We start from the raw sequence: 21,993 nt of genomic DNA, 5'->3' as shown, positions 1-21,993 counted from the left end.
ACCTCATCGGACTGCCTCGGCGATCGCCAGCAGGTGATCGATGCTGGCCCGAACGTCCACCACCGGCCCGTCGTCGGTCGGCTGCGACTGCAGGATCGTGTCCTGCTCCAGGACGTACCAACCGTCGTACCCGGACTTCTCCAAGGTGCCGACGATGGTCGCGATGTCGATGTCACCGGCGCCCAGCGGCCGGTACATCCCCTGACGTACGGCGTCGGTGTACGAGACCGAGCCGGCCTGGACGCGGGCCGCCCAGGTGGCGTCGACGTCCTTCAAGTGCGTGTGCCGAATGCGATCGGTGTGCTTGACCGCGAGAGCGACCGGGTCGACACCGCCGATCAGCAAGTGACCGGTGTCCAGCGTGAGACCGATCGAGGACCCATTCAGCACGCGCGAGACGTCGTCGGAGTTCTCGACCATCGTGCCGACATGCGGATGGATCGTCGCGAGCACCCCAGAAGCGGCCGCCGCCGCGGCCAGCTTGTCGAGATTGGCGAGCAACGTGTTCCAGCCGATCTCGTCCAGCACCGGACGGTCGTCGTACCCCTCCTGGCCGGTCGCGGCCGCGAGCACCAGCGTGGTCGCGCCCGCGGCAACGAAGCCCTCGAGTGCCGTGGCAACAACGGGAGCAGGGTCGTACGACGGATCGTGCAGCACGACCGGCACGAAGCCTCCAACCGCCCGAAGCCCCACGTCCGCAAGGGTTTTCGCCTTCTTGGCCCGGTCGTCCGGCAGGAATCCGTCCGGCCCGAACTCCGTTGCGGCCAGACCGGCGTCGCGCATCTCGGCGAGAACTGTCGCGGCGTCGTACTGCCAGCCCCACCCAGGTACCTCGCAGACTCCCCACGAGATCGGGGCGCCGGCAATGCGAGCAGCGAGATCAGTCATACGAGTGGGTCTCCTCAGAGGGTGATGATGCGGTTCTCGTGGCGGGACAGTTCGCAGGCATCGGCGATCCGGAAAGCGGCGAGCGCGTCCCGGACCGTGCACGGGACCTCGCGGGTGCCGGCGACGAGCTCCGCGAAGGCAGTCAGCTCCGCGACGTACGCGGGCTGGAACCGGTCCATGAAGGTCATGTGCGGCTTCCCGTCCGGGAACGTGACGCCGGGTTCGGCCGATCGCAGCGCGGTGTGCGAGTCGAGCCCGACCGCGATCGATCCGAGGCTGCCGTGCAGCTCCATCCGTACGTCGTGCCCGGCGCCGTTGTAGCGCGTCCCGCTGACCGCGACGAACGTGCCGTCGTCGAGCGTGAGCAGCGCGGCCGCCGAGTCCACGTCGCCGTACTCGCCGAAGAAAGCCTCGCCGCGGTTCGCGCCGGTCGCGTAGACGCTGACCACCTCGCGGCCGGTGACGTACCGGATGATGTCGAAGTCGTGGACCGTACAGTCGCGGAAGAACCCACCGCTCTGCGGGATGTATTCGTGGTGCGGCGGGAACGCGTCGTTGGTGTTGGCCCTGATGTGGTGGACGAAACCGAGCTCGCCGGACCGGACCGCCTCCCGCGCTGCCTGGTACCCGGCGTCGAACCGGCGCTGGAAGCCGATGTGCACTGGCACGGTCGATGCCTCGACCAGCGCCACCACCCGCTCGGTCTCCGCCAGGTCCAGCGCGACCGGCTTCTCACAGAACGTCGGCACACCCGCGGCAATACCGGCTTCGATCAAAGAGGCGTGTGCCGAGGTCGCGGCCGCGATGACGAAGCCGTCCGGACGGCTCGCCAGCAGCGTGGCGACGTCGGGTGCGAACTCCAGGCCGAGATCCTTCGCGACGAGCTCCGCCCGGCTCGGATCCGCGTCGGCGACGACCACCTGATCCACCGCCGGCAAATCCTTGAGCGTCGCGGCGTGGAACGCCCCGATCCGCCCGACCCCGACCAACCCGATCCGCATCCCGGTCACCTCTCTGTTCACCCCAACACGTCAGCCAAACACGTCGGCCCAAGCACGCCGGCCCAAAGCACGCGAGCCCGAAGCACGCCTCCGCCAGCCTTCCCGGCCGCTGACAGGGTGTCAATACTTTGTAAACACATTTTCACGTCAAGACATACATACCTTCCTCATGTAACATCCCGGCCATGATCGCTCTCCCGGTCAGTATCGATCGGGCCAGTCCGGTGCCGCTCTACCACCAGCTGGCCGAGCAGCTGACGTCCGCGATCACCGACGGCTCACTCCGCCCGGGCGACCCGTTCGAGAACGAGATCGCCATGTCGGACCGGCTCGGCCTGTCCCGGCCGACCGTGCGGCGCGCGATCGCCGAGCTGGTCAACCAGGGCCTGCTGGTCCGCCGGCGCGGCATCGGCACCACGGTCGCGAGCCAGATGGTGCACCGCAAGGCCGAGCTGACCAGCCTGTACGAGGACCTCCAGCGCGAGGGCCGCACGCCGCGCACCCAGGTCCTGTCACTCGACTGCGAGGCGCAGGACGACCACGCCGCGTCGGTGCTCGAGCTCCCGCCCGGCACCCCGCTGGTCTCGATCGTCCGGCTCCGCTACGCCGACGACGTACCCCTCGCGATCATGCGCAACTGGTTGCCTCCGGCCCTCAACAACCTCACGCTGGAACAGCTCACGCACGGGGGCCTGTACGCCGTACTCCGAGCCCGCGGCATCCGCCCGACGGTCGCCCGCCAGCGCATCGGCGCCCGCAACGCCACCGCGGACGAACGCCGTACCCTCCACATGTCCAAGGCCGAGCCGCTCGTCACCATGACCCGCTCCGCCTACGCCGCCGACGGCTCCCCCATCGAGTACGGCAACCACTGCTACCGTGCCGACCACTACTCGGTCGACGTCGTCGTGTCCGAGCGCTAGCCCGGGATCTTGTCGGCCACGCCGGGGACGATCCCCCAGTAGCGTTGCGTGTCGGCCAACGACCGGGACTCGGCCTTGCGCGGGACCTTCTGACGAGACTCGATCAGCAAACCCTGCCCCGCATAGAAGTCCTCGTCGAAGGCGCGGACGCCGAGCGCTGCGGCATATGAGGCCAGCATCTCCGAAGTGAACTTGTCCCGGACCTTCCGCGCCTCGTACTGCGCGGGCTGCTCGAACGGTTGCACAGTCCCGCTCGCGTCGAACCGCCACCGGCTGCCGTCGTGCGTCGCCGAGATCGTCCGCACGTAGTTGAGGAAGTCGGTCGGCAACGGCCCGAACAACTCGAACTGCACGGCACCGTAGCGCCCCGGCTCCTCCAGCGACGTGCCCAGCGTGTGCGGGGTCGAGTCGAGCGCCAGGCCGTGGCACTTCAGGTTCTCGGACAGATACCCGACCGCGCTCACCGCGTCGGTGCCCTGGAAGCCGCAGTCGAAGTACGCCGTCCATTTGTCGCCGGCCGTGCCTACGAGGAGCTCGCGCGGCCGCACACCACCCGTGAGTGGCGGCAGCCGCTCGAGCAACTCACCCAGACTCCCTCCGACCGGCGTCGCCTTCGCGCGTCCGTACAGCTCCTGGCGCCAGGCCAGCAGCCCCTCACCCGCCGCCTGCAGCGGCAGTTCGAGGAAACCGAAGCGCGAGGTGATCGGCGCGTACCGGTCGGAGAGAAGTGTGATCACGCCTGGATCCTCCTATGGAACGTCGTACAGATGCACCTTTGCGGTCGGATCGTTCGAGATGATCCTCTCCTTGTGCGGTACCCCGCGGTTCGAGGCGGGAGTGTCGTACTCCGCATAGTTTCGCCGCCCGTTCAAGGTGTACTGGAGGTCCGGACGGTTGACGCCGACCCGGTCCCCGCTGATGTTGACCTGTTGCTGGTTCACCCGCATATCGGTCGCACCCCGTGCCCGCAGCGCCCGGATGTCCTGCTGGAGCTGGGCGTTCTGCGTCGGACTGTTCCCGATCGGCCGGCGCAACGGCAACGCGGCCGGCGGTTTCGGGTTGACCGCGACATCCCGGCCGACCCTAGGTTTGACCTTCCCGGTCGCCTGGCGAACGACGGCTGCGACCTTGCCTGCGGTCTTCCCGCCTGCCGTCTTCACTGCTCCGGTGACAGCCTTCGCAGTCGTGGAGATCGCCTTGCCCGCTGCGGAGTTGGCTATCGACGTACCGGCCTTGCTCGCCACGGCCGTGACGGCCTTGCCCGCGGTGGTGTTCGCGAGCGCCCGAGCGCCGGCTCCGACACCCGCACCGATGCCTGCGGTCAGACCGCCAACTGCGGCGCCGACCCCGACCTCGGTGGCGAGACCGCCCCAGGAGAACTCCTTCTTCCCGTCAGCGACATCGACCCCGTACCCGGCCGCCGCACCGGCTGCCCCTGCCGCGACACCTGCCGCGATCACACAGCCGACACCGGTCGCACAGACCGCGCCGATCGCGATGCCGACACCGATGCCGACGGCAATGTTCGTGATCAGGCCCTTGTGTTCGTCGACCCAGTCGACCGCCTTGCTGACGCCGCTCTTGATCGAGTTCCAGGCGCCGGACAGGCTCCACAGACCGGTCGGGTCGACATAGGTGATCGGGTTGTTCTCGGCGTACGAGTACGGATTCGCCGCCTGGGCAGACGATCCGTCACTCGCCGGATCCGGGGACAGGAACCGGCCGAGCGAGGAGTCGTAGTACCGCTGCCCCAGCGCGTTCAGTCCGGTCGTCGGATCCTTGATCTTGTCCAGCCAGCCGTGCTCGGACGGCAGCGACGGCAACAGGTTGCGGATCTCGCCGTACGGCGAGTAGTAGGTGCGATCAGCAAGTCCGGTGCCATCGGCAACCGAAATCTGCGCCGAGCCCTGCTGGTCGCTCAACTGCCAGACCACGTTGCCGAGCGTCTGCCGCAGCGCCACCGACGTACCGGCCTGGTCGTAGAACCGGGTGGCCGCCTTCAGCAGCCCGGCCACGACCGTGATCTCCTCGCCGTCGATGTACAGCGTCGCGGCGACGCCGAGCGGATCGACCCGCGCCAGCCGCGTGCCGTCCGGCGCGTAGACGAACTGCGTCTTGCTCACCAGCGTGCTGGTCTCGGACTCCAGCTGTCCTTGGGCGTCCCAGTCGAGCTGGGTCGGAATCAGTCCACCGAGCAGTCCGGGTCGTTGGACCATCGCGCCGTTCGCGTCGTACTTGAACGACTGCGCTCCCGCCTTGGTCACCGCGTGCGGGTGTGCCGCGTCGCCGTACGTGTAGTTCTTCGTGAGCCCGAGCGTGCTCTCCGAGGTGACGTTGCCGTCCGGCGAGTAGGTCCACGACTGGTTGTAGCCGGCCGGACCGTCGTGGACCGTCTCCGAGGAGCCGTCCGCGCAATCGGTCTGGTACGTCGTCCAGCTGTGCGTGAGCCGGTCGAGTCCGTCGTACCCGTAGCAGGTCGCGACCGGCTTCGGCCCGGTGACATCGGTGATCTGCTTGATGTTCCCGGCCGGATCCCAGCTGTAGCCGTCGTCCTGCACTGCCTTCTCGTCACCCGTCAGCGGGTCGCCGACCAGAGTCTGGATCCGGGACAGCCGCTGGGTCTGCGGTTCGTACGCGTACGCGCGCTTCAGCGAGTGGTGCGCGTTCGCGTACTCCCGGCCGGCCAGCTTGCCGTCGGCCGCGTAGCCGGTCGACGTCAGGTACTGGTCGGTGTGCGTGTTGCCCGTCAGCGGATCGGTGAGCTCACCCGACAGCGTGGTCGGATTGCCCAGGTTGTCGTACGCCGTGGTGACGGTCTCCTTCTGGATCCCGAGCACCGGGTCCACGTACGTCTTCGAGACCAGGTTGTCGTCCTCGTCGTACCCGTAGTTCACCGTGTACGACGAGCCGTGCAGCAGACCGCCCACACCCTGCGGGAACGTCCACTTGCGACCCGTCACCCGACCGCGACCGTCGTACCCGGTCGCCTCGCGGGTGAAGGCCTTCCCGCCGGAGTACGTCGTGGTGGCCCGCCCGCGACCGATGCCGTTCGGGATCTCGGTCGAGTCGTAGGTCCACGCCGCGACCTTCTCCCCGGTCCCGGCCGGGCCGGCCCAGCGGGCGGTCGGCCGGTCCAAGGCGTCGTACTGCGTGGCGAGGGTCGGACCGGGACGTCCGGACGCGAGCGTCTTCGCGTCCCACGTCGCGGTCACGTTGCCCTCGTCGTCGTACTGCGTCCGGCTGCGGCCCGAGTCCGGATCGAGCGTCTCGACCCGACGATCGAGCAGGTCGTAGCTGTACGTCGACTTGTGGCCGCCGGGATCCGTCGTAGTGGCCAGCTGCCCGGACGGGTAATAGGTGTACGTCGTCGCCGCGATCGACGATCCGGTGCCGTCCTCGGTCTTCACCTGACGGCCGCGGACGTCCGTCCACGTCGTCTTCACCACGTCACCGGCCGGCGGGACGGTCCGCTGGTGATCGCCGAAGTACGACGTCGTCGAGGCCCACAACTCCTTGCCCTGGGCAAAGTGTGTGTCCTTGACGCCCCGGCCGAGCGCGTCGTACGTGTGCCGCGTCTCGACCACCTGATCGGCAGGAATGGCCTGCAGCGCATCGCCTGCGGCACCGTCGACGACCACCGGCAGCGATTCGGCGGCCACGTGGCCCGCGTCGTCGTACCGGGTGTCGGTGACGATGGTCTTCGGCTTGTCCCCGGTCGACGCCGGCGAGACCTCCTGGCTCTGGCGTTCGCGCCCGGTCGAGTCGAGGAACGACCACGACGTGACGTACGTCGTCCCGGACTGCAGCTCCTTGGTGGTCACGAGCGGCGGCTGCTTGTGATCCGGATCGAGCCGGTAGGTGAAGACCTTCGCCGGTGGAGCGTCCGCCGCCTGCCCCGGTAGCCGGACCGTGGCGAGACGGCCCATCGCGTCGTACGTCTCCGTGGTGACCTGGTTGTTGGCGTCCTTGACCGTGACCGGTTGCTGGCGGTCGGGTTCCATCGTGGTGACCTCGACCTGGCCCAGCGGGTTGGTCTCGGTGATGGTGTCCGGACGGCCGGTGGCCGGCGTGTAGGCGGTCTTCGAGATGTGGCCGTTGGCATCGGTTTCGGTCAGCGTCCGGCCGTAGGCGTCGAACGTCGCCGACGTCGTGGTGGTCTTGGTGATGTTGTCGGTGCCGGTCGCCGTCACCGCGGTGACGCTCTTGGAGACGTCCCCCTTGGTGACCGGTCCGCCGACGGTGTCGGAGCCGTCGTAGTACTGGTCCTTCGCCGAGATCAGGCTCTTCGGCGCGGCACAACTGCCTTCGTACGTGCGGATCCGGTACGGGAACGCGAGCATCCAGTCGGCGACGGTCGCATCGTCGCGCGCGTAGCTCGTCCGCGTGCACCGCACGTCGTCGCCGGCCTTGTCGACGACCTCGGTCGCCTGGCCGTAGTCGTCGTACGTCGTGGTCATCGTCGTCGTCCGCGTACTGCGCGCGTCACCTGACTCGGGTACGACGGTCTCCCGCTTGACCGAATCGCTCTCGACCACGAGATGCGCGTCGTCGTCCTCGTTCGTCTTCCCCGGATCGAGCGGGGTCGTGTGCGCGGAGACATAGCTGTGCAGCGAGCCGCCCAGCTCGTACGTCGGATTGCCTGACGCGTCCAGCTGGAACTGCTGGGTCTCGCGGTCCTTCCCGCGCAGCCACGGCACGTCCTTCACCGATCCGCCGGTGGAGTCGACCACGTCGACGGACTTCTTGCCGCCGTTCGCGAGCCGGTCGCCGTCCATGCCCTGGAAGAACAGGTTGCGGGTGATCTCCAGCGGCTTCGCGGCCTGGGACATCTTGACCACGTCGACCGAGCCGTACCCGCGCCAGTCGCTCCAGGTCTTCCGCTTGGCCGGCGTGACGTCGTCATCGTCGTAGTGCCAGGACGGCTTGCCCCGGTAGCGGTACTCGTTCACCTGCGGTGGCGCACCGCCGGCCTGGTCGACCACCGTGACTTTGCTGACCAGGTACCGGTGCCACCAACCGAAGCCGGAACTGTCGCCGTTCGAACGCCAGGCCGGGAAACAGGTCTGGGTGTTGGTATCGGCGTGTCCCTCAGGGAAGTTGTCGATCGTGCAGCCGTCTGGCTGACCGTAGTCGACCTCAACCCGGCGGCCGAGCTCGTCGGTGACCGTGGTGACCCGCAGCTTCTGCAACTTCGGCACACCGCTGTCGGGAGCGGCGTCGACCCGGTTCGGCGACTCACGACCGGCGATCACCACCGGTGGCAGCGTCTCCGTCCCGGATCCGCCGAGGCCGACCTGCTGGAACTTCTCCAGCCACAGCGACGCGCTCGTCCCGTCCGACGGCTTCGGGAACGAGTAGGTGAAGTCGACCCGGTCGACATCCACGAAGTTCGTGCCGTCGTTGCGCTGCGCAGTGACCGAGCGGAGCAGCTGGTTGGTGAAGAAGCTCGGCGACTTCTGCTCATCGCCGGTGCAGCTGCCGGTGCAGACCTGGTCCATCGGTACGTCGGGATACGACGACGCATGGTCCTTGTCGAACGCCGGGCACGTGCCGGATCCACCGGCCGCCTCGATGCAGCGCAGGCCGGCGTCGAAGTGCAGTCGCGCCGGTGCCGTCGTACCCTCGTCGCCGGTCCGCTGGGAGTAGACGATGTCGCGGACGTGCCCGCCGCGGATGTACTCCGTCGACTTGCCGGACTCGCCGTTGCGCGCGTACTTGTTCTTCTCGACGTCGTAGAAGTACGTCGTGCTGTTGCCGTGGGCATCTACTACGCCGTCGAGGTTCCAGCGCCAGGCCTGCGTGCACCAGGAGTCCTCGACGCTGCCTTTGTGGCACGGCTCGCCGTCGTCGTCACCGAAGACCGGGACGGTGAAGACCGAATTGGTCGCCGTACCGGTGGTCGCCTGCTTGCCGCGGCCGAAGGTGAACGTCATCCCCTGCGGCGTCTGAACGGTCCAGTACTCGCCGTCGTTGTCGCCGTTGTCAGCGTCCTTCTTGCGCTCGATCCGCCAGCCCGGATCCTGTTTGGCACGCCAGACATCGCCGCCGGCCGCCTTGTCCTTGACGAGCTCGGACGAGGTGCCTTCGAGCGACAGCATCAGCTGGTCACCGGCCCAGCACAGGTCGCCGGTGTCACCGCCGTCGTCCGAGCAGCCGTTGTACCGGCGTTCCAGGTACGGCGTCTCGAGGCTCCAGCCGAGACCGGTCCAGCCGGGCTGGGCGTTCTCGGCGGCGGTCAGGCCGTCGACCGCCTGCGACGAGTACGACAGGTCCAGGTCGGGCGCGTTGCCGGAGACCGCGGCGGCCTTCGGGATCGGGTAGCTCCAGTTGAAGTCACCGGACTGCAGGCCGACCGACCACTTGCTCGACGAGGCGAGCTTGGTCGCGGTGTACGAGCCGGCCTCGCCGCTCGGCGCGGCGGCCACGATGTACACCATGCCCTGCTGTGCGACCGGAAGGGTCGCCGTGAGCTTGTGGGTGACGAGGTCGATCTTGCTCGCGACCGGTTGCGACTTGGTGCACGCGACCGAGGCCGGGGTGGTCAATGCGCAAGCAGGCTTGGCGATCAGGCGCAGACGGGACTCGAAGTCCCCGCCGTACGCGCCGGCGAAGCCGCCGACGTCGACGCTGACGCCGACCGGTGCGGAGCGGCGGCTGCCGTCGGCGCGGGTCAGTTTCAGGGCGACGCCGTGGCCGCCGAGCTTCTCGGCGACCTTGTGGTCATAGGTCGCGACGGTCACCTGCTCGGGACCGCCGGACATCGGCTGCAAGGCAACGGCTCCAGCGCTACGAGAGCTGCTGGAGCCGGAGAGTGTGACTGTTGTGGTGCCGGCGGTGGGCCAGACGACCTTCGACGGTGTCGCTTGCGGTCTGGCGGTGCCGGCGGTGGACGGATCGAGTTGCAACGGGACCGATCTGTCCGGCACGGAGACGACCGAGTCCTCGGCCGAGACCGCCTTCGGTTTCTTCGGATCGGCAGCCGACGCCGGCGGAGCATGCAGTCCACCGATCAGTACGGCTAGCGCAACGACACCTGCAGTGATGGATTTCGGGCGGGACGAACCCATGCCTCACTCCCCCAGAGTGTTGGCGTCACGTCGCGTTCGGGCGTAAACACGACGTGACCCAGCCTCTCCGAGGAGTCACCGCCTCGTCAATACCGTTCTAGGCCTGATTCGCGATCAGGGTGCGGACGAGGCGTAGGCCGACCGATAGTTGGGCGAGTTCGGGGCCGTCGGTCTCGACGATTTCCTCGAGCATCGAGGAGGCGCGGGACAGGGCGACTGCGTTCTGGTCCTGCCAGGTGATGACTCGGTCCTCGGGATCGGCCGAGGCGTCGGTGGTGGCCAGGACCTGTTGGGTGAGGCGGGAGTGGACGGCGTGCAGGTCGTCGCGGAGGGCGGCGCGGGCCATCGTCTGCCAGCGGTCGGTGCGCGGCAGGCCGATGATCCGCTCCAGGAAGCGGCCGAGTTGCAGCCGCTCGCCCAGCGCGAAGTGAACCTTGGCGACCTCGAGGATGTCGATGTCGTCCCGCGATGCGGTCTCGACGATGCCGAGTCCGGCGTACGCCGGGGGCAGCACCGCGATCCGGGTCGCGAAGTCGTCCGCAACACCCTTCTGCACAAGGCTTTCCCGGCGCTGCTCGAACAGGGCCAGCTCACGACCCCGCAGTACGTCGGGCAACGCCGCCGTCAGCTTCGCGATCCCCGGGCCGAAGAACTCGATCAGATCCTCGATGTCGACCGGTGGCCGACGGTTGCTGACCAGCCAGCGCGTCGCGCGCTCGACCAGCGTCCGGGTCTCCAGCCGCATGTGGGTCTGGGTCTCGGCGTCGACGATGTTGTCCAGCTCGGCGTTGCGCGAGAGCAGCTCCGGCTGCGAGAAGATCCTGCTGGCCGCGAGGTTCGCTCGTACGACGTCCTCGACCGTCCCGCCGGTCTCCAGCGAGAGCCGGTGGTACGCCGTGATGCCAGACGTGTTCACGAACTCGTTGACCACCTGCGTGGTGATGATCTCGCGCCGCAGCTGATGGCTCTGGATCTGTTCGCCGAACCGCTCCTGGATCGCCTTCGGGAAGTAGCTGGCGAGCTTGTGCTTCAGGAACGGGTCGTCCGGCAGCGTCGTCGTGAGCAACTCGGCTTCCATCACGATCTTGCTGTACGCGATCAGCACCGACAGCTCCGGTGAGGTCAGCCCGCGGCCCTCGGCCTTGCGCCGCTTGAACTCCGTGACGCTCGGCAGGAACTCCAGCTCGCGGTCGAGCAGTCCCTGACGCTCCAACCGGCGTACCCAGTCCTGGTGAACGTGCATGAGTGCCGCGGCCTGGGCGCCGGCGTTGGCGAGCGCGATGTTCTGCCGGTAGTTGCTCTTCAGCACCAGCGCGCCGACCTCGTCGGTCATCGACGCGATGATGTCGTTGCGCTGCTTCTCGGTCAGGTCGCCGTCGGCAACCACCTTGTCCAGCAGGATCTTGATGTTCACCTCGTGGTCGGAGGTGTCCACGCCGGCCACGTTGTCGATGAAGTCGGTGTTGATCCGGCCGCCGGCCGCGGCGTACTCGATCCGGCCGAGCTGGGTGAAGCCGAGGTTGCCGCCCTCGCCGACCGCACGGGCCCGCAGGTCGGAACCGTCGATCCGGATCGCGTCGTTGGCCTTGTCGCCGACGTCGGCGTTCGACTCGCCCGACGACTTCACGTACGTGCCGATGCCGCCGTTCCAGAACAGGTCGACCGGCGCCTTCAGGATCGCGTTCATCAGCTCGGCCGGCGTCAGCTTCACCGGACTGCCTTCGATGCCCAGCGCGTCACGCACCTCGGCCGAGATCGGGATCGCCTTCTCGGTCCGCGGGAACACGCCGCCGCCGGCGGAGATCAGCGACGCGTCGTAGTCCCCCCAGGACGACCGCGGCAGGTCGAACAGCCGCCGCCGCTCGGTGAACGACGAGGCCGCGTCGGGCGTCGGGTCGAGGAAGATGTGCCGATGGTCGAACGCCGCGACCAGCCGGATGTGCTCGGACAGCAGCATGCCGTTTCCGAACACGTCACCGGACATGTCGCCGACGCCGACGACGGTGAAGTCCTCCGCCTGGCAGTCGTGACCCATCTCGCGGAAGTGCCGCTTGACCGACTCCCACGCGCCGCGGGCGGTGATCCCCATCGCCTTGTGGTCGTAGCCGACCGAGCCGCCGGACGCGAACGCGTCGCCCAGCCAGAAGCCGTACTCCTTCGCGACCCCGTTCGCGATGTCGGAGAACGTCGCGGTGCCCTTGTCCGCGGCAACGACCAGGTAGGCGTCGTCACCGTCGTACCGGACCACGTCGCGTGGCGGAACGATGTCACCGGCAACGATGTTGTCGGTGATGTCCAGCAGCCCGGAGATGAAGGTCTTGTACGACGCGATGCCCTCGGCCAGCCACGCGTCCCGGTCGACGGACGGATCCGGCAGCTGCTTGGCGTAGAACCCGCCCTTCGCGCCGACCGGCACGATCACCGAGTTCTTCACCATCTGCGCCTTCACCAGGCCGAGCACCTCGGTGCGGAAGTCCTCACGCCGGTCCGACCAGCGCAGCCCGCCGCGCGCGACCGCGCCGAACCGCAGGTGCACACCTTCGACCTGCGGCGAGTACACGAAGATCTCGTACGCCGGCCGCGGCTGCGGCAGGTCCGGGATCGCCTTCGGCTCCAGCTTTAGCGACAGGTACGACCGCGGCTGTCCGTCGGGACCCGGCTGGAAGTAGTTGGTCCGCAGCGTCGCCTTCATCACGGTCAGGTACGACCGCAGGATCCGGTCCTCGTCCAGGCTCTGCACGGTGTCCAGTGCGGCCAGGATCTCCTTCTCCAGCTGGTCCGTCCGCATGGTCCGGTCCGGGTCGTCGGCCGGGCCGCGCGCCGGGTCGAAGCTGGTCTCGAACAGCTGCACCAGCAGACCGGCGACGTCCACGTGGTTCAGGAACGTGTTCTGGATGTAGTCCTGGCTGAACGGTGTACCGCCCTGGCGGATGTAGCGCTGGTACGCGCGCAGGATCGACACCTGCCGCCAGCTGAGGTTGCCGCGCAGCACCAGCGCGTTCAGCTTGTCGGACTCGGCCCGGCCCTCCCAGACGGCCTGGAACGTGTCGGAGAACAGCTTGCGCAGTTCCTCGCGCTCCTGGGTGTCCTCGGGCGCCTTCAGGCCGAAGTCGTAGATGTAGGCCATCGTGTCGTCGTCGCAGCGGATCTCGTACGGCCGCTCGTCGATTACCTCGACGCCCATGGCGCTCAGATGCGGCAGCACCTGCGACAGCGACAGCGCCGTACCTCTCCGGAAGACCTTGAAGCGGCGCTCGCCTTCCCACTCCTCGTCGATCGGGTTGTAGAGCGACATGGCCAGACCGTCCTCGGCCGGCAGGCTCTCCAGGACATGTACGTCGTTGACCGCGACGCGGGCGTCGAAGTCCTCCTTGTACGCCTCCGGGAAGGCCTGCGCGTACCGGCGGGACAGCTTGGTGACCGCACCGTCGCCGCCCTGTGCGTGCAGCGCCGCCGTGAAGTCGTCGGCCCACGCACGGGTCGCGTCGATCACCTGCTGCTCGAGCAGGTCCGCGTCGTACTCCCCGACCGTCTCGCCCTGCTTCATCCGGACCACGAAGTGCACGCGGGCCAGCACCGACTCGGTGACGTACGCGGCGTACGTGACGGTCTCCGCGCCGATAGCGTCCTTCAGGATCTGCTGCATCTTCAGCCGGACCGCAGTGGTGTAGCGGTCGCGCGGCAGGTACACCAGACAGGACAGGTACCGGTTGTAGACGTCACGCCGTACGAACAGCTTGACCGCGCGCCGCTCCTGCAGGTGCAGCACCGACTGCACGATCGGCAGCAGGTCCTCGACCGGCGCCTGCAGCAGCTCGTCGCGCGGGTATGTCTCCAGTACGTCGAGCAGGCCCTTGCCGCTGTGGCTGTTCGGGTCGAAGCCGGTCAGGCGGAACAGCTCGAGCGCCTTGCGCCGCAGTACCGGCACTTGCATGACGCTCTCGGTGTACGCCGTCGACGAGAGCAGGCCGATGAACCGGCACTCCCGCACCGGCTCGCCGTTCTCGTCGAACTGCTTGATGCCCACGTAGTCGAGGTAGGTCGACCGGTGCACGGTGGAGCGCGAGTTCGCCTTGGTCAGGATCAGCAGCTTCCGCTCCTGCGCCTTGGCGCTCACCTCGGGCGGCAGCTTGCCGGAGCCCGGCTTCGGGTCCGGCCGGAGGATGCCCAGGCCCGTCCCGGGGCGGCCGCGCAGGATGCCCTGCGGGCCCTCCATGGTGAAGTCGTACTCGCGGTAGCCGAGGAAGGTGAAGTGCTCGTCGGCCAGCCACTCGAGCAGCTCGCGGGCCTCCTCCACCTCGCTCTCGGAGACCGGTAGGTCGTCGGCCGTCAGCCCGGCGGCGATGCTGACCGCCTTCTCGTGCATTTTCGGCCAGTCCTCGACCGCCTCGCGGACGTCGTGCAGCACCTTCTGCAGCGCCTGCTCGAGGGCGCGGTGCTCGGCGACGTCGGAGATCCGCTCGATCTCCAGGTGCATCCAGCTCTCGCGGACCAGGTCGTGCCCGTCCGCGGCGGCGCTGTCGTCCAGGACCTCCTGCAGCGTGCCGGCGACGTCACGGCGTACGACGAACTGCGGGTGGATCAGGAGCTGGAGCTCGAGGTTGTGGTCAGTGATCGCCATCGAGGCGCTGTCGACCAGGAACGGCATGTCGTCGACGACGATCTCGACGACCGTCCGGCCGCTCGCGGACCAGCCGTGCTCGTCGACGGTGGGGGTGAAGACGTGGACCTTCGCCGTACCCTGCGGGCGGCTCATCGCGGACTTGTAATGGTGGCGCGCGGCGCCCAGGCAGTCGTTCGGCTGGCGCTCGGCGACGTCCTCTGCGGCGACGTGCCGGTAGTACTGCTCGAGGAACGTCCTCAGCTTGCCCGGGTCGACCAATTTGTCGTGCCCGTGGGTGCCCGCGGCCACCGCCTTGGCGAGCACATCTGCCTTCTGGACGTCCAGCTTGCTCTGCATTCCCCACCGTCTCCACACGTGACGTCGGCGTCGTTTCTCGCCGGACCGCACGCCGTTGTGCGGTCACTCAGAGATTAGTCCACCTTTGTCACTGGTGTGGTGTCGGGACGGGCCTGTCATCGATTGTTGAGGCGCAAGGCAAGAGCCGGACATGCGAGGACTGCGCGGCGCGCATCCGACAGCTCACCGGCGGTGATTTCACGGCCTCGCAGCACCGGGAATCCCCACTCGTCGAGCAGGATGTCATCGGGCACCAGGCCTGCGCAGAGGCCGTGCCCGTCGCACCTGGTCCAGTCGATCTCTAGCTTGTTCATCGGGTACCTCCGAGGACTCCCAGGACCGGCCGGCCGCAGCCCTGACCGGCGAGGTGATGCTGTACGTCGTCGTCGAACACCTCGAGCGCGGACGTGAGGAATCTCGCAGTCCCGTCCGGATGCGCACAGGCTCCTCGCCCCGGAACCAGACCGAGATGCCGGTGTGCGTCGTGCCAGCCCTGCGGATCGCCGACCGTCAGCCGGGCGAAGTCGTCGACCAGAGCTGCCAGACCGAAGACGCAAGGCCCGCACTGGCCAGCAGACTGACTGGACAGCCACTGGGTGACACGGGTGATCTCACCGAGCGGGCAGGTGTCGGATCCGAGCGCCAGGATGATTCCTGCGGACACCTCCGGTCGCTGCAGCGTCACGCCCTCGGTCCGCTGTAGCCAGCGGCCGTGGTAGCCGCCTAGTAGTACGGGACCGGCTTGCGCGCCGGCGTACTGCAGGACTGTGTCGAGTGGGACACCGGTCGGTGTCTCGATCACGCCGGGCCGCGCTACGGCACCGTCGATCGTCAGCAGTTGGGTGCCGGGCTCACTGATCAGTCCGGTGCTGCTGAAACCGCGGGAGCCGAGTCGCGCCAGTACGGCGAGCTGGGCGAAGGTCTCGACGTTCGACAGGAACGTCGGACGCCGGTGGTATCCCTTGCGCGTCGGCAGCACCCGCCGGCCAGGCGGTACGGCGGTGCCACCCTCCAGCGCGCTCAGCACAGCACGGGCCTCCCCTGCGACGAAGCGCCCAGGAGTCTCCTGTACTTCGATCGCGAGCCGGTCGTCACGCTCCATCAGCGCTTCACGGATCGACGTGGCTGCTGTTGCGTCATGTACGGCTATCAGCACGTGCGGTGCGCCCAGTGCGTGCGCTAGACCGACGGCACCGTCCAGGACGAAGTGCGGCGACTGCGTCAGAAGCAGGCGGTCCTTGCGGCTGACTGGCTCGCTCTCTGAGCCGTTGACCACTACAGCTTCTACTCCGCGAGCTGGGAGGTCCTGCAGCTTCAGTGCGACCGGGAACGCGGCCCCACCGCGTCCTCTGAGTCCTACTGCTTCACACAGCTTGGTGTAGTCGTCCCGGGTGAGCGCAGGCAGGCTGCCGTTAGTGCTGCGATGACGCTGCAGGTCCAGGCGGCCCTGGTCGAGTCCGGCGAGGACTCTGGCCTCACCGATCACCCGGGTTTCGTCGACGGCGATCATTGAGTCCTCCAGGCACGGGTGAGTTTCGGGGCGGCGTTGAGGCGGTACACGCCCGCAGTGGCGACTGCCGCCAGGCAGCTGATGGTGATGGCGAGCATCCACGGCGTACTGCGGTCTGTGCCGGCCAGCAGCGCGTGCCCGATGGACAGCAACCAGCCGACCGACGCCGCGATGTGGAGCTTGCGCCAGTACTTCGTGAACGTCGCGGACGCGGCCAACCGACCACGGGACGCGCCGACCAGGGACGCCAGTACGAGGCTGTAGAGAGCCAGCACGCCGACTGTTATCGCGAACGGTCGGTAGCCGGAGCCGAATGGCCAGACCAGCACGGTCGGACTGATCGCCACGTAGCTGTCGGCGATGACTGCGACCACGTGGGTCGTCAGCAGGACCAGTCCGGTCACTGCGGCCGAGCGGTGCACGTACTGCAGCCAGAACCGGCGCTCGGGTCGGCGTACGTTCGGCATGACCATGCCGAGTACGGCCGACAGCGTGAACATGACCATGGTGACCACGCCGGCGGCGCGGGCCAGGTACCACAGCGTCATCAGGCAGCCCTGCTTGTGGTCGGCCAGCCCGACAACTCGGTGACCTCGCCGTCCTCAGCGACCAGCCGGGCAGGGTGACCAGCCAGCTTCAGTCGACCGAGCGCGGCGTCCCCAGTGGCGACAAGCGCAGTACTGAAGGTGTTTGCCCGTACAGCGGTCGGAGCCCAGACGGATGCGGTCCGGTACGGGCCTGCCGCGGGGAGTCCGGTGCGCGGGTCGATGACGTGGTGGTTGTAGCCGGTGGGCGTCTGCCAACGCCGTACCGTGCGCGTCGACGTGGTCAGACCGCCGTGGGCGAGCGTGACGAGCACGCCCTGCTCGCCGGCGCGCTCGGCGACAGTTATTACCCATGGCTTGCTCGGCGTACCAGCGGCCCTGAGGTCACCGCCGATCTCTACGAGGACGGCGCAGCCGTAGCGCTTGCTGATGACGTTCGCGGCACGGTCCGCGGTCCAGGCCTTGGCCGTCGCACCCAAGTCGAGCGCACAGTCCCTCGGTACGCCGAGCAGGGCGAGCTTGCGGTTGAGGCGAACCTCCTGCCAGCCCGCGACCGGCTTCGGGGCGACCGGTGCTTGCGGGAAGCGGCGGCGTACCGTCTCGATGTCGGCGTCGTACCCGGCCGCGATCACCGCCGCGCCGACGGTCGGGTCGACCGCGCCGCCGCTCATCTGGGCCGCGACCAGGCTGACGTCGACGAGATCGACGAGCAGGCGGGACACCGGTACGAGCGCGCCGGCGCGGCTGTTCACGGCCGACACCTCGGAGTCCGGGCGGAAGCGGCTGGCGGCCTTGTCGACGCGGTCCATCAGCGTCTTGAGCTCACCGCAGGCCGCCCCCAGTACGGCGGGGTCGTCGACGGTCAGCCGGACCGTACAACTCCACGCGGTCCAGGTCCGGGAGGCGGTCATGACCCGTTGCTCCCACCTTGGGAGCTGGAGCTCGAGCTCGACGAGCCGAGGCCGCTCGAGCTACTGCTGTCGTCCGAGCTGCTGCTCGATCCGGAGCTGGAGCTGCTGCTGGAGTTGGAGTCGTCGGAGCTGCTGGTCGAGGTTGACGTCGTACCGGTGCTGCCGCTGTCGCTGTTCTTCGACGACACGACAGCGACCGAGATCCCGGTCGCGCCGACGCCGAGGACGGCGGTGGCTATCGCGGCTGCGGACGCCCGGTGCAACCAGCGCCGGCGAATGGACTGGGGTTTGTCTGTGCTGACCATGCCCCAAGACTCGGCCGAGGCCCCTCAGCCGCACTCCAAGAGAAGATCAAGCCACCGTCAAGTCTTGCTGAAAGCTCTCTGAGAGCTCTTCTCAGGACCGGTCGGCCAGCGGGCAGTCAGTGTCGCAGTGCTTGCCGATCGTCGCGACGACCTCGTCGGACACCTCACCGAGGACCGTCATCCGGTCGGGGCCGAACACGTCGACGAAGAACTCCCGGACCCGGGCCGCATGCGCCGGCGCGCACTCCTTGATTGCAGCCATCCCCGCCTCGGTGATAGCGATCTCCGGGTAGCGGGACTCGCAGGCCTCCTTGCGGATGAGGCCGCGCTTCTCCATCCGGGTCAGGTGGTGCGACAGCCGGCTCTTCTCCCACTGTGTCGACCGGCTGAGCTCGAACGCCCGCATCCGGCCGGACTCCGACTCGGACAGGTTGACCAGGATCTCGAAGTCCGACTTGGACAGGCCGAAGTCCCGCTGGAGGTGTCGCTCCAGGTGCGTCTCCAGCGTCCGGGTCATCAGCAGGTAGCTGCGCCACGCCTTCTGCTCGTCGTCATCGAGCCACGGTCCCTTGCTCACGAAGCCATCCTACCGGGTCGGGTTGACACATCAACCAAACGAGCTACGATCGGTTGAGTTGACACATCAACCTAAACTTTTCTGGGAGTGGATATGAGCAAGCTGATCGCTGTCGTCGGCGCCACCGGGAACCAGGGCGGCGGCCTGGTCCGCGCGATCCTGGCCGACACGTCAGGCGAGTTCGCCGTCCGGGCACTGACCCGGAACCCGGACTCCGCCAGGTCCCGCGAGCTGGTCGCGGCCGGGGCCGAGGTGGTCGCGGCCGACCTCGACGACGAGGCGAGCGTGCGGGCCGCGTTCGACGGCGTGTACGGCGCTTTCGTGGTGACGAACTACTGGGTCGAGCGGACCCCCGAGGAAGAAGCCGCCCGCACTCGCGCCGAGATGGAGCTCGACCAGGCAGAGATCGCCGCACGGGCCGCCCGCGACGCCGGCGTCCAGCACGTGGTCTGGTCGACGCTCGAGGACACGCGGACGTTCTTCGCCGGGCGCGACGACGTACCGAGCCTGGACGACGGGCGCTACAAGGTCCCGCACTTCGACGCGAAGGGCGAGGCCGACGAGATCTTCACGAAGTACGGCGTACCGACGACGTTCCTGCGGACCACGTTCTACTTCGACGCGTTCATCAACGGCCTGCCGCCCGCGCGCAACGCCGACGGCAAGCTGACCATCACCATCCCGATGGCCGACCGCCCGCTGTCCGGCGTCGCCTCCGAAGACATCGGCCGCACCGCCTTCGCGATCCTCAAGCACCCCGACCTGATCGGCGAAACCATCAGCATCGCCGGCGACCACCTCACCGGCGACCAGTACGCCGCCGCCCTGTCCGAAGCCTTCGGCGAGGAAGTCCTCTACCACGCCCCCACCTGGGAAGAGTTCCGCGAATACCCCTTCCCGATGGCCGTAGAAATGTCCAACATGTTCCAGTTCTACGCCGAAGACCACACCCGCTTCACCGGCGACCGCGACCTCACCAAAACCCGCGAACTGAACCCCGACCTGGAGTCCTTCGCCGACTGGCTCAACAACCACAAGGACGAACTCAAAGCCTCGCAAAACTGACGATTCCAGCTCCATGACCGCGGCCGGTCCGGGTTTCACACCCAGGCCGGCGCGGCCAGGTCAGGGCTAGCTGGAGCAGCGGTACGTTCCGTCGCGACCGGATCCAGGCCATGATGAAGCAATGAACTGATCGGCGAGGTCATGGAGGCGGGCTATGGCTGTCGAGGTGGCGACCGAGGAGCGGGCCGCGCCGGAGCTGAGCCGGCGCCAGATGAACGTCCTGTTCGGCACCATCGCCTTGGGCATGTTGCTGGCCGCTCTGGATCAGACGATCGTGGCGACCGCTCTGCCGACCATCGTCGGTGACCTCGGCGGCGGAGCCCATGTGTCCTGGGTGGTGACGTCCTACCTGATCACCAACACCATCGCGACGGTGCTGGCCGGCAAGTTCGGTGATCTGTTCGGGCGGAAGCGGGTCTTCCAGATCAGCACGGCTCTGTTCGTGATCGCCTCCGGGCTGTGCGGTCTGGCCAACTCGATGACCTGGCTGGTCGGCTGGCGCGCGGTGCAGGGCATCGGGGCCGGCGGGCTGATGGTTACGGCCATGGCGCTGATCGCGGACATCATCCCGTTGCGTGAACGCGGCAAGTACCAGGGCATGCTCGGCGCGGTCTTCGGCGTCGCCACCGTCATCGGCCCGCTGCTCGGCGGCCTGTTCACCGACCACCTCAGCTGGCGCTGGTGCTTCTACGTCAACCTGCCGATCGGCATCGCGGTCATCCTGATCTCGGCCCGGACCATGCCCGCCGTCACGGTCAAGCTGAAGCCGGTCATCGACTACCTGGGCATCGTGCTGGTCGCGATCGGCGCCGGCGGCCTCACCCTGGCGACCAGCCTCGGTGGCCAGACGTGGGCGTGGGGCTCGCCGCAGATCATTGCCATCTTCATCGTCTCGGTCATCGCGATCGTGGCGTTCGTCTTCGCCGAGCGAGCGGCCCCAGAGCCGATGCTTCCGTTGCGGCTGTTCGCCAACCCGGTCTTCGTCGTGTCGTCCGCGGTCGCTCTGGTCGTCGGATTCGCGATGCTCGGCGCGATGACGTTCCTGCCGACCTACCTGCAGTACGTGCACGGAGTCAGCGCGACGTCCTCGGGGCTACGGACCCTGCCGATGGTGGTCGGCCTGTTCGTCGCATCCACCACAGCCGGCACCATCGTCGGCCGCACCGGCCGCTACAAGATCTTCCCCATCGCCGGCTCGGCCCTGATGGCAGTGGGGCTCTACCTGTTCTCGCGGCTGGACGAGTTCACCTCGTTCTGGATCCTCTCGGCGTACCTCGTCATCTTCGGCGTGGGACTCGGGCTGTGCATGCAGATCCTCACGATCATCGTCCAGAACACCTCGGAGTACCGCGACCTCGGTGTCGCGACATCCGGGGTGACCTTCTTCCGCTCGCTCGGGGGGTCCTTCGGCGCGGCGGTCTTCGGCGCGATCTACGCCAACCAGCTCGCGCAGCACCTGCCTGCAGCGCTGGCCAGGTCACCGCGGCTGCCTCCGGCCGACGTAGCGGTCCCGGAAAGGCTGCACTCCCATCCCACCATCGTCATCGCTCCCGTTGTCCACGCCTATGCCGTGACCATCCAGACCGTGTTCCTGTGGGCGGTGCCGGTCGCGGTGATCGCGTTGGTGCTCGCGCTCTTCCTCAAGGAGGTGCCCTTGCGCGACGCCGCACGCGCGAGTGCGACAGACATCGGTGAGGGCTTCAACGCACCGGAACCGCTCGACCCCGAACGCAAGCTCGAGATCGCCATCGCCCGGCTGATGGCCAAGGAGGGCCGGACGGCGATTCCGGGAATCCGCGAGCGGTCCGGCACCATGCTGGACATCGGCAACGGCTGGTGCGTCGCGCAGGTCCACCTACGCCAACGCCACCGTCAACCGACGAACATGGACGCGATCGCCCGGCAGGTCCTGGTGCCCGCCGAGGTCCTGCTGCCCGCATTCCAGAACGCGGTCTCGGCGGGTTTCCTCAGCGGCGGTCCCGGCGCCTGGAGCCTCACCGACACGGGGCAGCGTGAGTGGGACCGGTTCTCCCTCGCGCTGAAGGACTGGCTCAGCGAGCGCCTGGACGTACCGCTGGCCGACGACCGGGCCCGGGTCGACGCCGCGTTAGGCCGCCTGACCGGCCGGTTCCTCGACGAGGAGACCACCGCCCGGGTGCGGGGACGGCTGCTGGAGCCGGCCACTGCCGGGCCCCCGGCCACCGCGGGGCCGAGCGACAGCGGCCCAGCCACTTCCTGAGC

The 21,993-nt window shown here is 68.1% G+C and carries 14 protein-coding genes; 4 read left to right on the top strand and 10 right to left on the bottom strand.

Going from position 1 to position 21,993, the window contains the following annotated elements:
* Window positions 1–3: 3 nt before the first annotated feature.
* Entirely contained in the window at window positions 4–888 is an 885-nt protein-coding gene (locus ACQPYH_RS09475; RefSeq protein ID WP_432889115.1) for a sugar phosphate isomerase/epimerase family protein, read from the bottom strand.
* Window positions 889–902: 14 nt separating this feature from the next.
* Window positions 903–1,889 carry a Gfo/Idh/MocA family protein gene (locus ACQPYH_RS09470; protein ID WP_432889113.1) on the bottom strand — a complete coding sequence of 329 codons (987 nt, stop codon included), beginning with the start codon at window positions 1,887–1,889 and terminating at the stop codon, window positions 903–905.
* Window positions 1,890–2,074: 185 nt separating this feature from the next.
* Between ACQPYH_RS09470 and ACQPYH_RS09465 the strand changes: the two genes are divergently transcribed.
* Complete coding sequence (locus ACQPYH_RS09465) at window positions 2,075–2,812, top strand: GntR family transcriptional regulator (protein ID WP_432889111.1); 738 nt, start codon at window positions 2,075–2,077, stop codon at window positions 2,810–2,812.
* Here the strand turns inward: ACQPYH_RS09465 and ACQPYH_RS09460 are convergent.
* From ACQPYH_RS09460 to ACQPYH_RS09430, 7 genes are all read right to left on the bottom strand, one after another.
* Window positions 2,809–3,549, bottom strand: coding sequence for a hypothetical protein (locus ACQPYH_RS09460; RefSeq protein WP_432889109.1), 741 nt, complete (start codon window positions 3,547–3,549; stop codon window positions 2,809–2,811). The genes ACQPYH_RS09465 and ACQPYH_RS09460 overlap by 4 nt on opposite strands.
* Before the next feature lie 12 nt (window positions 3,550–3,561).
* A complete protein-coding gene (locus ACQPYH_RS09455; protein ID WP_432889107.1) occupies window positions 3,562–9,879 on the bottom strand; it encodes an RHS repeat-associated core domain-containing protein in 6,318 nt (2,105 codons plus the stop codon).
* A 97-nt stretch (window positions 9,880–9,976) separates the two neighbouring features.
* Window positions 9,977–14,839 carry an NAD-glutamate dehydrogenase gene (locus tag ACQPYH_RS09450; protein ID WP_432889105.1) on the bottom strand — a complete coding sequence of 1,621 codons (4,863 nt, stop codon included), beginning with the start codon at window positions 14,837–14,839 and terminating at the stop codon, window positions 9,977–9,979.
* Between the two features lie 116 nt (window positions 14,840–14,955).
* Window positions 14,956–15,153: a ferredoxin gene (locus ACQPYH_RS09445; protein ID WP_130444735.1), complete on the bottom strand. Its 198-nt coding sequence runs from the start codon at window positions 15,151–15,153 to the stop codon at window positions 14,956–14,958.
* Window positions 15,150–16,349 carry an NADH-ubiquinone oxidoreductase-F iron-sulfur binding region domain-containing protein gene (locus ACQPYH_RS09440; RefSeq protein WP_432889103.1) on the bottom strand — a complete coding sequence of 400 codons (1,200 nt, stop codon included), beginning with the start codon at window positions 16,347–16,349 and terminating at the stop codon, window positions 15,150–15,152. The genes ACQPYH_RS09445 and ACQPYH_RS09440 overlap by 4 nt, the downstream gene beginning before the upstream one ends.
* Window positions 16,346–16,897 (bottom strand): hypothetical protein, encoded by a 552-nt coding sequence (locus ACQPYH_RS09435; protein ID WP_432889101.1) that lies wholly within the window; start codon window positions 16,895–16,897, stop codon window positions 16,346–16,348. The genes ACQPYH_RS09440 and ACQPYH_RS09435 overlap by 4 nt, the downstream gene beginning before the upstream one ends.
* Window positions 16,897–17,805, bottom strand: a complete 909-nt coding sequence (locus ACQPYH_RS09430) for an FAD:protein FMN transferase (protein WP_432889099.1) — start codon at window positions 17,803–17,805, stop codon at window positions 16,897–16,899. The genes ACQPYH_RS09435 and ACQPYH_RS09430 overlap by 1 nt, the downstream gene beginning before the upstream one ends.
* Window positions 17,806–17,811: 6 nt before the next feature.
* On the opposite strand from ACQPYH_RS09430, the gene ACQPYH_RS09425 reads away from it, so the two are divergent.
* Window positions 17,812–18,192 carry a hypothetical protein gene (locus tag ACQPYH_RS09425; RefSeq protein ID WP_432889097.1) on the top strand — a complete coding sequence of 127 codons (381 nt, stop codon included), beginning with the start codon at window positions 17,812–17,814 and terminating at the stop codon, window positions 18,190–18,192.
* 9 nt (window positions 18,193–18,201) lie between these two features.
* On the opposite strand, the gene ACQPYH_RS09420 is transcribed toward ACQPYH_RS09425, so the two are convergent.
* Window positions 18,202–18,687: a MarR family winged helix-turn-helix transcriptional regulator gene (locus ACQPYH_RS09420; protein WP_130444725.1), complete on the bottom strand. Its 486-nt coding sequence runs from the start codon at window positions 18,685–18,687 to the stop codon at window positions 18,202–18,204.
* Between the two features lie 93 nt (window positions 18,688–18,780).
* Here ACQPYH_RS09420 and ACQPYH_RS09415 point away from each other — a divergent pair, with 93 nt between their 5' ends.
* Together ACQPYH_RS09415 and ACQPYH_RS09410 are read left to right on the top strand one after the other, a co-directional pair.
* Window positions 18,781–19,752, top strand: coding sequence for an NmrA/HSCARG family protein (locus ACQPYH_RS09415; RefSeq protein WP_432889094.1), 972 nt, complete (start codon window positions 18,781–18,783; stop codon window positions 19,750–19,752).
* 154 nt (window positions 19,753–19,906) lie between these two features.
* Complete coding sequence (locus ACQPYH_RS09410) at window positions 19,907–21,991, top strand: MDR family MFS transporter (RefSeq protein ID WP_432889092.1); 2,085 nt, start codon at window positions 19,907–19,909, stop codon at window positions 21,989–21,991.
* Window positions 21,992–21,993: the final 2 nt, after the last annotated feature.

This window comes from Kribbella sp. CA-245084 (assembly GCF_050942355.1).
Lineage (GTDB): Bacteria > Actinomycetota > Actinomycetes > Propionibacteriales > Kribbellaceae > Kribbella.
This window is presented reverse-complemented; position numbering and strand designations above follow the sequence as displayed.